Origin of the sequence: Flavobacterium sp. (assembly GCF_027484945.1) — a bacterium.
Lineage (GTDB): Bacteria > Bacteroidota > Bacteroidia > Flavobacteriales > Flavobacteriaceae > Flavobacterium.
The window spans coordinates 19,778-29,599 of record NZ_JAIXRZ010000022.1; the positions used below are offsets into that span (position 1 = coordinate 19,778).

Consider the following 9,822-nt stretch of genomic DNA (forward strand, 5'->3'; position numbering starts at 1 on the left):
TTTGCTCCTTTTTTTTTGGGTTAACAAATATGTGAACAATTTTGGTTAAAAAAAAATAAAACCCTATTGATTTTTTAAAAATTTTGTTGTAAAGAAATTTTAAATTGTAGATTAACGACACAAAAATATAGATGAAATTAAATGAAGTACAGGTTCGGGTGCGGTATAGCGAAACCGACCAAATGGGAGTAGTGTATCATGGGAGTTATGTGCCCTATTTTGAAATCGGACGCGTGGAATGGCTCAGAAATAGAGGGATTTCCTATAAAGCATTAGAGGAAAGTGGTATTGCGCTCCCAATAGTTTCCATGCATATCAATTATAAAAAACCTGCTCGCTATGACGATTTGCTCATAGTCAACACTCGATTAAAACACTACAGTGGAGTTAAGATTGAATTTGATTGTGAAATTCGCAATGAAAACGGGGAGTTATTAACAAATGCACATTTTATATTGGTTTTTGTAGCGGTAAAAACCGGCCGCCCTGTTGAACCGCCAACAGCTATTTTAACGATAATGCAAAATGAGATTTAATGTAAGCGTTCAATTTCAATTTCAAAAAGCGCACTGAAAAGGGTAAATACACTTTCCGCATTTTTTTTTCGGGTAGAAATGATTATCTCACAGTTGAGTTCCATCGTTTGGGAAATAATAGATAGGTTTTTTTCTTTGATTACGCGCATAACTTTGTTGAGGTTTTTGTAATCAAATTTGACTTTAATTAAAATATCCACGGTGCGTTCTACAATAACAGCGCCCTCTAGCGCTTGTTGTGCTGCAGTTCGATAAGCAGCGATTAGGCCACCAACCCCCAATTTCACGCCACCAAAAAAACGAACCACTACTACCAATACATTCGTAACACCAAATGATTGAATTTGTCCATATATAGGCATGCCCGCCGAATTGGAGGGTTCGCCATCGTCATTAGCGCGGTAGTATATTCGCTCGGTTCCCAATTGGTAGGCATAACAAAAATGACCCGCACCGGTATGCTGTTTGCGCAATTGTTCTAAATATTCCTTGACTTCATCATCGGATTGTACCGGAAAAACATAGCCATAAAACTTACTGTTTTTCTCTTTGTACAGAATTACCTCCGGAGGTTCCGCAATGGTGCGATAGGTGTCAATCATAAGGTGTCGATAAGTCGATGTGTCAATTTGAAGACCTGTCTGCCGGCAGGCAGGTTTGAAAATTAGTTAATTTGAAAATTTGTCGATGTTTCAATGAGGAACGGGTGAAATTTAAACGTTTATACTGTAATGTCCAAAGTCCAAAGTCTAACGTCCAACGTCTAATCACTAGTCACTAGTCACTAATCACTAGTCACTAGTCACTAGTCACTAATCACTAGTCACTACAGCGGAAATTCCTTTTTTTGAAACAATTCGGTTACATCTTCTTTGCCTACTTGCAAATTCCAAACATGCAGACCCAAAGCGGCTGCGGCATCAGTATTACTTTTTTTGTCATCGATAAATAAGGTGCGCTTGGGTGATAAGTCATACTTCTCCATGATATGGCTATAAATCGCAGGATCGGGTTTACGCATACCCATTTCATAGGAATACAATACTTTTTCAAAAGAAGTGTAGAAAGCCGTACAAAATGACATTCCCGTTTTGTGTTCAAACCAGCTGATGTGGATTTCATCCGTATTGGTTAGTAAAAATAGCCGGTATTTGCCCGATAACATTTGTAAAAACTCCAAACGTTCCAAAGGAAAATCACCAATAATAGTGTTCCATGCAGCGCGAATATCCAACAATGATGCGTTAGGCAATTCCTTTTGAAACGATTCTAAGAATTCTTGCTCCGTCATTTGCCCTTTTTCAAAACGATCATTTTGTGCCATCAAATCGTCTGTCCATAGCTCATTTAGCCCCAATTTTTGGAAAGCCGCTACCTGTGCATCTTTCTCTAAATTTAGAAAAACATCTCCAAAGTCAAATATAATCGCATTAATCATAACGGAAGTAGATTTTAAGTTGGTTGTCGACTATTGTTTCCGTGTGGTTAGCCACAGCATTCCATTGCGGCGCTTTTATACCAGAACCCCACTGTGCTTGACACTCAAAAACGCGTGCTTCGTCCCATAAATCAGCATCAATGAACTGTTGCAGCATTTTGCTGCCTCCTTCTACAAGGATCGATTGCACGTTTTTTTGAGCTACTAGTTTTGCAATTTGTTCCGGGAGGGAATACTCAAAGTTACAAATTAGGTAAGTAACTTGGTTATCGGATTCCTTATTTTCTATTTCTGTAAATACAATTGTGGGTTTTTCCCCATTTTTTATATGGTAGTTTTTCCCAATTTTACCTGAGCGATCGACTACCAAGCGAATGGGATTATTTCCAAACCAATCGCGTGTGTCCAATTTTGGGTTGTCGTCCAAAACGGTGGTTGTGCCGACTAAAATTGCTTGTTCTTCACTACGCCATTTATGCGCCAACTGTCGCGCATAGGGATTGGAAATCCAAACGGGTGCTTTTTTTTCTTTTGTTAGTGGTGCAATAAAACCATCTGCGGTTTGTGCCCATTTTAAAATAATATAGGGGCGCTTTTGGTTGTGAAACGTAAAAAAACGTTTATTCAATACACGGCATTCGTGTTCTAAAACCCCAACGATAACATTTCTTCCTGCATCGCGTAATTTTTGAATTCCCCGACCGGCCACAGCTGCAAAAGGATCGATAGTACCAATAACAATAGTGGGAATGCCCATTTCTAAAATAAGATCACTACAGGGTGGCGTTTTTCCAAAATGACTGCAAGGTTCTAAACTCACATAAATAGTAGCTTCTTTTAATAGGTCTTTATTTTTTACCGAATGCACCGCTCGTACCTCTGCGTGGGGTTCACCCGCTTTTCGATGCCAACCTTCACCAATGATTGCATCATTATGTACGATTACACAACCTACTAACGGATTAGGATAGGTGGTTCCTAAGCCATTTTGGGCCAATTGAATGCATCGTTGTATATATTTTTCATGTATCTTCACTTCACAAAAATACAATTACCACAGAAATGAGCTCCATTCACATTCGTAAAATTCAATCCAATGATAATCCAAAAATTGCCCAAGCGATTCGATCGGTATTTGAGCTTGAGGGCTACCCTTTGACAGGGACAGCTTATGCCGATCCGCAATTGGATTTTATGTTTGAAACCTACCAAATTCCGAATTCGGTTTATTTTGTGGTGGAACAAGAAGGGGTAATTTTAGGAGGAGCGGGTATCCGACCCCTAGATAACGGGAGTGATGGTGTTTGTGAATTGCAAAAAATGTACTTTCTCCCCCAAATTCGAGGCCAAGGCATCGGCCTTCAAATCATCCAATTGTGTTTAAAAGCGGCCAATGATTTTGGGTATCAAAAATGTTATTTGGAGACTTTACCCGAGATGATAGCCGCACAACATATTTACCAGAAAATGGGTTTTGACTATCTTTGCGAACCCTTAGGGAATACCGGTCATACCAATTGTCCCATATGGATGCTTAAATCGCTTCAGTAATGCAATTACGTCAACTTAAATCCCAGTTTTTAGCAACCCTCACCCCGCACTACGATGCCGCTGAAGCCGCACGATTTTTTGATTTATTGTTGGATGCATTTGAGTCCAAAAAGCGCATTGATTTAGTTCTCGAACCCGAACTGGAAACCCAACAAGTCGACCGATGGCAATTGGCATTGCTTGCCCTACAAAAGTTCAAACCTATTCAATATATTATAGGTACAACGGTTTTCTTTGATTTGTTGTTTGAAGTAACGCCGGCTACTTTAATTCCGCGACCCGAAACCGAAGAACTGGTAGATTGGATCCTTCGCGAAACTACAAATCCAAAATTAGCATTGCTCGATATGGGAACGGGAAGCGGATGTATTGCCATAGCTCTGGCTAAAAATTTACCCAATGCTCAAGTAATGGCCCTTGATATTTCGAGTGCAGCTCTTGAAGTTGCGCAACGCAATGCAATGCAAAATGGAGTATCTATTCAATTTATAAACCAAAGCATTTTGGATGAAGCAACGCTTTTTAATTGTTTTGCCCATTGCAAATTGGACATTATAGTTTCCAATCCACCGTATGTGCGATTATTAGAAAAACATGAAATTCAACCCAATGTACTCGACTATGAACCCCATTTGGCTTTGTTTGTTGCCGATGAAGATGCGTTGTTGTTTTACCGTCATATAGGCAATTTTGCTTATGAGCATTTGAAAAAAGGAGGGAAGTTGTATGTAGAAATTAACCAATATCTTGGTAATGAAACCGTGAATTTGATGCAACAAATAGGTTTTGAAGCAATTGAATTACGAAAAGATTGTTATGGTAATGATCGAATGCTGCGCTGTATCCGGTAATTATTCGTAACGCAATGCTTCAACAGGATCTAGTTTTGAGGCTTTAATTGCAGGATAGAGTCCCGAAACCAAGGCAACTAAGAAGCTGGTAATCACAGCGGCAATCATAGCCATCCAGGGTAGGGTAAATTCAAAGTCAAATAATTTGGCAAATCCATACCCAATAAGTATTCCAAATAGCATTCCCAACAAACCGCCCAATTGTCCAATTACGAGTGTTTCGATAAAAAATTGCCAGGCAATTGTGCTGCGTTTGGCGCCTAGTGATTTACGAACTCCAATTTCACGCGTTCGTTCGGTTACCGAAACGATCATAATATTCATTAAAGCAATAGACGACCCTAGAATGGTAATAAAACCAATCACAACCGCTGCAATATTAAGGGTTCCCGTGGTTTCGGCAATACGTTGCACCAAGTCATCACTGCGGGAAATTCCAAAATTTGTGGTGGCTACCGGATTGAGTTGGCGTACGCGACGCATTGTAAGACGGGCATGGTCAATGGCTGCATCTAAAATTTCTTTTCGCGAAACCATGGTGCTAATCGTATAGTTTAGCGAAGGTGCTGAAAAAAGAGATCGTGCGATTTGTATAGGAATCATGACCCGTTGGTCTTGGTTGTTGCCAAAAGTAGATCCTTTTTCTTTGAGTACGCCTATTACGCGAAATTTGGCCCCGCGAATCGTAATAATTTGGTTTATTGGAGGACTGTTTTTTAATAAACCATCTTTAACAAATGAATTCCCCACTACACAGACATAGCGGTTGTTGCTAATATCAAACACATTAAAATTGCGTCCATCAATGACTTCAGAGCCGGTGTTGGGGACATAAAATTCATCTACGCCTAAAACGGATATTTCGGGATCTGTTTTTTCGTTTTCAAATTTGATTTCTGCTTTTGATGCAGCGGTAAAATATACGGCTGTTTGTGTTGCAGGATAATCGTATTTTTCTTTAAAAGCTTTGGCCTGAGGATAAGAAATGATTGGGTTGATTTGCTCAATTGTTCCCCCACCGCGCCGTCTAGAGGTGAGTTCATATTGATTAATCGTAAACGTGTTTGAACCCATTGCTGCAAATTTGGAATTTAGGGTATTGTCTAAAGCTGCAACGACCGAAAGAATCCCAACGAGTGCCATGATTCCCAATGCAATAATGAAAATAGTAAGGATCGTGCGCAACAATTGCGAACGTATCGATCCCAAAGCAATTTTAATATTTTCTCTAAATACTCCTTTCATGGTAATTATAGGTAACGAAGATACGTATTTTGTTACAGCTTTATAGCTGTTAATTACTTTATTTTGGGCGTTGGCCGGGCTTTCGGGAGTCGCTTCCCTCGTAGACTCGGGCGAGCTCCAACAGTCCCTTAATCCCTAACGCTACAGTGCATTGATTCCCCTATCCGTATTTCTTAAAAGCGTATTTTTTTTAACTGCCTAAAATATTCGATATTTGCATAAATTAACGTAAATACACATTAAAAATGGCACAAAAACCAGGACTTCCTACCGGAACCCGGGATTTATCTCCCGCAGAAGTAGCAAAACGCAACTACATTATGTCGGTGATGCGCCATCATTTTGAATGTTTTGGTTACCAGCCCATCGAAACGCCTTCTTTTGAGAATTCGTCTACCTTGATGGGAAAATATGGCGAAGAGGGGGACCGTTTGATTTTTAAAATACTCAATAGTGGAAACTATTTCTACGATAAAAATAAAATTGAATTGCCCGAATCAATAGAAGCACTCCAATCCAATTCGGCCGAAACGATTACGGTAGACCAACGCATTGCATTGAATCGGTTTACGGCTAAAATTTCGGATAAGGCATTGCGTTACGACTTAACGGTTCCGTTTGCTCGTTATGTGGTTATGCACCAAAATGAACTAGCATTTCCGTTTAAACGGTATCAAATACAACCCGTTTGGCGTGCCGATAAACCTCAAAAAGGGCGCTACCGTGAATTTTACCAATGCGATGCCGACGTAGTAGGTTCGACCTCACTCTGGCAAGAAGTTGAATTGGTGCAATTGTATGACGCTGTGTTTGCCGATTTAGGGTTAAATGGTGTAACTATAAAAATGAACAACCGTAAGATTCTATCGGGAATTGCTGCAGTAATTGGTGCATCGGATCAATTAATTGATTTTACTATTGCATTGGATAAATTGGACAAAATAGGGGTAGAGGGCGTAAAAAAAGAAATGCGTGAAAAAGGAATTACAGAAGCTGCTTTAGAACAAGTACAACCTCTATTTTCCTTTTCGGGTTTGCTTACCGACAAATTGGCCCAACTCGAAACCCTATTGGCCAACTCTCCAGAAGGTTTAGCGGGTGTCGCTGAAATGCGATTTATTTGTGAACAGGTTGCTGCATTAGGTTTGCAACAAGCACAACTGGATTTGGATGTTACATTGGCACGTGGCTTAAATTACTACACGGGAGCTATTTTTGAAGTTGCCGCTCCAAAAGCGGTGCAAATGGGTTCAATTGGCGGTGGCGGTCGCTATGACGATCTTACGGGAATTTTTGGATTAAAGCAAGTGAGCGGTGTTGGTATATCGTTTGGTTTGGACCGTATTTATTTGGTATTGGAAGAACTCGGATTATTTCCTACTACAATTACAGCTGCTCCCAAGATTTTATTCTTTAATAACGATAACGATCAAGCTTTTAAAGCAATGCAAGCCGTTACATCGCTGCGTAAACAAGGTGTTCACGCTGAGTTGTATCCCGATGCAGCAAAGTTGGACAAGCAATTTAAATATGCCGAAAAGCGGGGTATACCTTTTGTTGTGCGTTCGGTTGAAAACGACATTTTTTCGGTAAAAAATATAGCGAGTGGTGCAGTGTTGGCATTAACGTTGGAGCAGTTAATTACTCTCTAAACAAAAAATAGATTTTTAAATCCACGTCCTAGCGGCGTGTTTTTTTTGCTTTAGGGATTTGAATTTTAAAAATTGGCAGTTGAAGTATAACCCCGATAGCAGCAAGCTACCCCGCCTCGACTTTAGGCAGGCGAGTAGCGCGGATAGCGGGAAGGCATCTTATTATAAGTCGATCGATTTGCTCTAAAAAATGAAAACCACGCTAATCAGGCGTGGCTTTCTAGTCGTCAAACCAAAATTGTTTAAACCCTAATTAAAAACAATCTTTTTCGATGTGGTTCCTTTATCTGAAACTACTTTAGTAATGTAGGTTCCGCTGCTGATTCCATGTACTGGAATTTGGATCGTGGTCTGATTCTGACCAGTAACCTTGAAGGTCATGATTTCTTGACCGAGCATGTTGTAAAGGATCACTTTATTGATTGTAGCATCGGCTACATTATTTTTGATAGTCAACACATTATTGGTCGATGAGTAGACTACTTGTACATTATCTTCATTTGTGAAATCGCTGTTGTTTAATGCGCTAGTGTCTTTAAACGTTAGTACAAAACGGTTGTCAGTATTCCCTTGAGGAACTTCTACGATATACGGATAATTTGTTATGTCGTGATAAACTCCGTCTTGATTATCTAAGATATAGTAGCGTTGTGAAGCGGGAAGATTTTCTACTTCATCAATCATGAATTTGATTTCGCCTGTAACATATGCTTTCACCCCAATTGGATAGGTTTTGTTAATATTAAAGAAATCGTCACCTTGAATCAATAAGTTGGTCCCTGCCGTTTTGAAATAAACATCATTAGGTTGGTTGTCTATAGATACCGAGTCAAAACCATAATCTAGACCAGGAGTAGCTAAATTTTCCATAAAGCCAAGTAAAATATCATGGTGGTAGTTGTCTTTGGAGGTCATTCCAAGGCGCAAACGCGCATAGTTATCGGTTGTAAACGTATCGTCGGCATTGTTACCAAAATTTTGAGCCGTTGAAACGGTAGCCGATCTTAGCATACTGTTGGATGAAGCATTGGATTCTTTTACAAAAGCCCGTTGTTCGTTAGTAAACGTAATCGTTCCGCCCGTACCATTTCCTATTACAAAGAATCCTTGACCCACTGGAATGAAGCGTTGCGGAACACGGTTGCTGTTTCCAAGTCCGTTAATTCCGGCAGGAGCTGTGGGTCCAACACCACCAACTAAGTTACGAACAGAGTAACCTCCTTGATAAGCTGATAGACTGTGCGTATTGTTATTGTTTGCATGTTCCCAGAAATAAATAGTACCTGTGATTGCACTTGCATTTGCAGTAATAAAAGCATTTGCATCTATAGCCGAAGGGTAGGGGTTTCCGGTTAGGTTTAAATTTCCTAAAGCTATTGTTGTAGTAATTGTGCCGTTATTGGGTTTACCAATAAACGTATAGTTTTGGTTAGATCCAACTGCACCACTACCTTTTAATGTAAATCCTTGTGCAGGGTAAAGTGCGCCGTTTTGACCAACCGGTTGCCAGTTGGCATAGGTATTGGTTAAATTTTGGAATTTAAAAATCCAATAGCTGCTTAAGGTTATCGGCGCAGTAGCTGCACCATCCAATCCGCTTGTCCAAGTAATATTTTGAGGAGTGCCTGTAGTTCCATCTTTCATAATTGCATCAACAGTAAACGCTCCGTTATTGGTAGTTGTGTTGATTGAATTAACCGGTGAACTCCAGTAATTGTAATTATAAATATTTTTTGTTCCTTGTTGATCGCGTTTAATATAGCCAGCACTGGTTACATCCAACTCACTTGTACTGGTTTGCACCAATTGAGAACCCCCTTTTAAATCCAAGATACCATCCAATTTTAAGTACCAAGCATTTTGCATTTTTGTATCGTTATTCATCGTTACGGTTACTCCTGCATTAACTACGAGTGCTAAGTCAGTTGTATTACTTGTTTCAGTTATATCGTGACGGATATCGATAATATTCCAATCATAATCCAAAACATCAGCTCCATCAATATCTTTTGTTGCGTCATGAACTGCTGTTGCTAAATCACCCGAACGTAGAGTTATATAAGGCATTGGTGCTTCTTGAGGAGCAATAAGTTTGTGATTGTATAATTTTAATCCAGATCCTGTATCGATAGTTGGTGTTGTGAAATTATCACTAATGTCATTTTTAAAAGTATCCATTCGGTAATTGCGCAACAAATTAGTGTAAGCTGCTGATTCAATATCTTTAGGGATAAATGTTCCTCGAATTTGACCGCTATTGTTTTCAATTTCTTGGTTTACCATTCGTTGAACTTGCGTGTTGCTTAATCGTACATTAAATACACGAACTTCATCCATTTTTCCATTGAAATAAAGGGAATTTGCGGCAGGATTTTTTCCTAAAGTAAATACAGAACTGTCGCTAGTAATCGTGCCGCTTACCGCGTAGGTTTGGGGAACACCATTTACAAAGATAGTTAGCGTTCCATCACCTAAGGTAACCGCAACATGATACCATTTGCGTGTACTTAAAGTGTTTAATTGGGTGTAGGTATAGGTAGTTCCATTAA

At 39.6% G+C, this 9,822-nt stretch carries 9 protein-coding genes; 4 read left to right on the forward strand and 5 right to left on the reverse strand.

Annotated elements, in window-relative coordinates:
• Nucleotides 1-131 precede the first annotated feature (131 nt).
• Nucleotides 132-536: a thioesterase family protein gene (locus Q0039_RS03460; protein ID WP_297509112.1), complete on the forward strand. Its 405-nt coding sequence runs from the start codon at nucleotides 132-134 to the stop codon at nucleotides 534-536.
• On the opposite strand, the gene Q0039_RS03465 is transcribed toward Q0039_RS03460, so the two are convergent.
• The 3 genes from Q0039_RS03465 to ribD all read right to left on the reverse strand — a co-directional run bounded on the left by Q0039_RS03465 (nucleotide 533) and on the right by ribD (nucleotide 3,010).
• Entirely contained in the window at nucleotides 533-1,138 is a 606-nt protein-coding gene (locus tag Q0039_RS03465; RefSeq protein WP_297509115.1) for a YigZ family protein, read from the reverse strand. The genes Q0039_RS03460 and Q0039_RS03465 overlap by 4 nt on opposite strands.
• A 224-nt stretch (nucleotides 1,139-1,362) precedes the next feature.
• Nucleotides 1,363-1,974 (reverse strand): HAD family phosphatase, encoded by a 612-nt coding sequence (locus Q0039_RS03470; RefSeq protein WP_297509118.1) that lies wholly within the window; start codon nucleotides 1,972-1,974, stop codon nucleotides 1,363-1,365.
• Nucleotides 1,967-3,010, reverse strand: coding sequence for a bifunctional diaminohydroxyphosphoribosylaminopyrimidine deaminase/5-amino-6-(5-phosphoribosylamino)uracil reductase RibD (gene ribD, locus Q0039_RS03475; protein WP_297509121.1), 1,044 nt, complete (start codon nucleotides 3,008-3,010; stop codon nucleotides 1,967-1,969). Before ribD ends, Q0039_RS03470 begins: the two co-directional genes overlap by 8 nt.
• Nucleotides 3,011-3,036: 26 nt before the next feature.
• Between ribD and Q0039_RS03480 the strand changes: the two genes are divergently transcribed.
• Entirely contained in the window at nucleotides 3,037-3,525 is a 489-nt protein-coding gene (locus tag Q0039_RS03480) for a GNAT family N-acetyltransferase (RefSeq protein WP_297509124.1), read from the forward strand.
• The gene (gene prmC / locus Q0039_RS03485; protein WP_297509127.1) at nucleotides 3,525-4,376 is read left to right on the forward strand and encodes a peptide chain release factor N(5)-glutamine methyltransferase; all 852 of its coding nucleotides are present in this window, start codon (nucleotides 3,525-3,527) and stop codon (nucleotides 4,374-4,376) included. The genes Q0039_RS03480 and prmC overlap by 1 nt, the downstream gene beginning before the upstream one ends.
• Here the strand turns inward: prmC and Q0039_RS03490 are convergent, their stop codons facing one another.
• Entirely contained in the window at nucleotides 4,377-5,621 is a 1,245-nt protein-coding gene (locus Q0039_RS03490; RefSeq protein WP_297509130.1) for an ABC transporter permease, read from the reverse strand.
• Nucleotides 5,622-5,866: 245 nt separating this feature from the next.
• Here Q0039_RS03490 and hisS point away from each other — a divergent pair, with 245 nt between their 5' ends.
• A complete protein-coding gene (gene hisS / locus Q0039_RS03495) occupies nucleotides 5,867-7,273 on the forward strand; it encodes a histidine--tRNA ligase (RefSeq protein ID WP_297509133.1) in 1,407 nt (468 codons plus the stop codon).
• A gap of 249 nt (nucleotides 7,274-7,522) precedes the next feature.
• On the opposite strand, the gene Q0039_RS03500 is transcribed toward hisS, so the two are convergent.
• Nucleotides 7,523-9,822, reverse strand: a 2,300-nt coding sequence (locus Q0039_RS03500; protein WP_297509136.1) for a LamG-like jellyroll fold domain-containing protein, incomplete at its 5' end; no start/stop codon positions are given.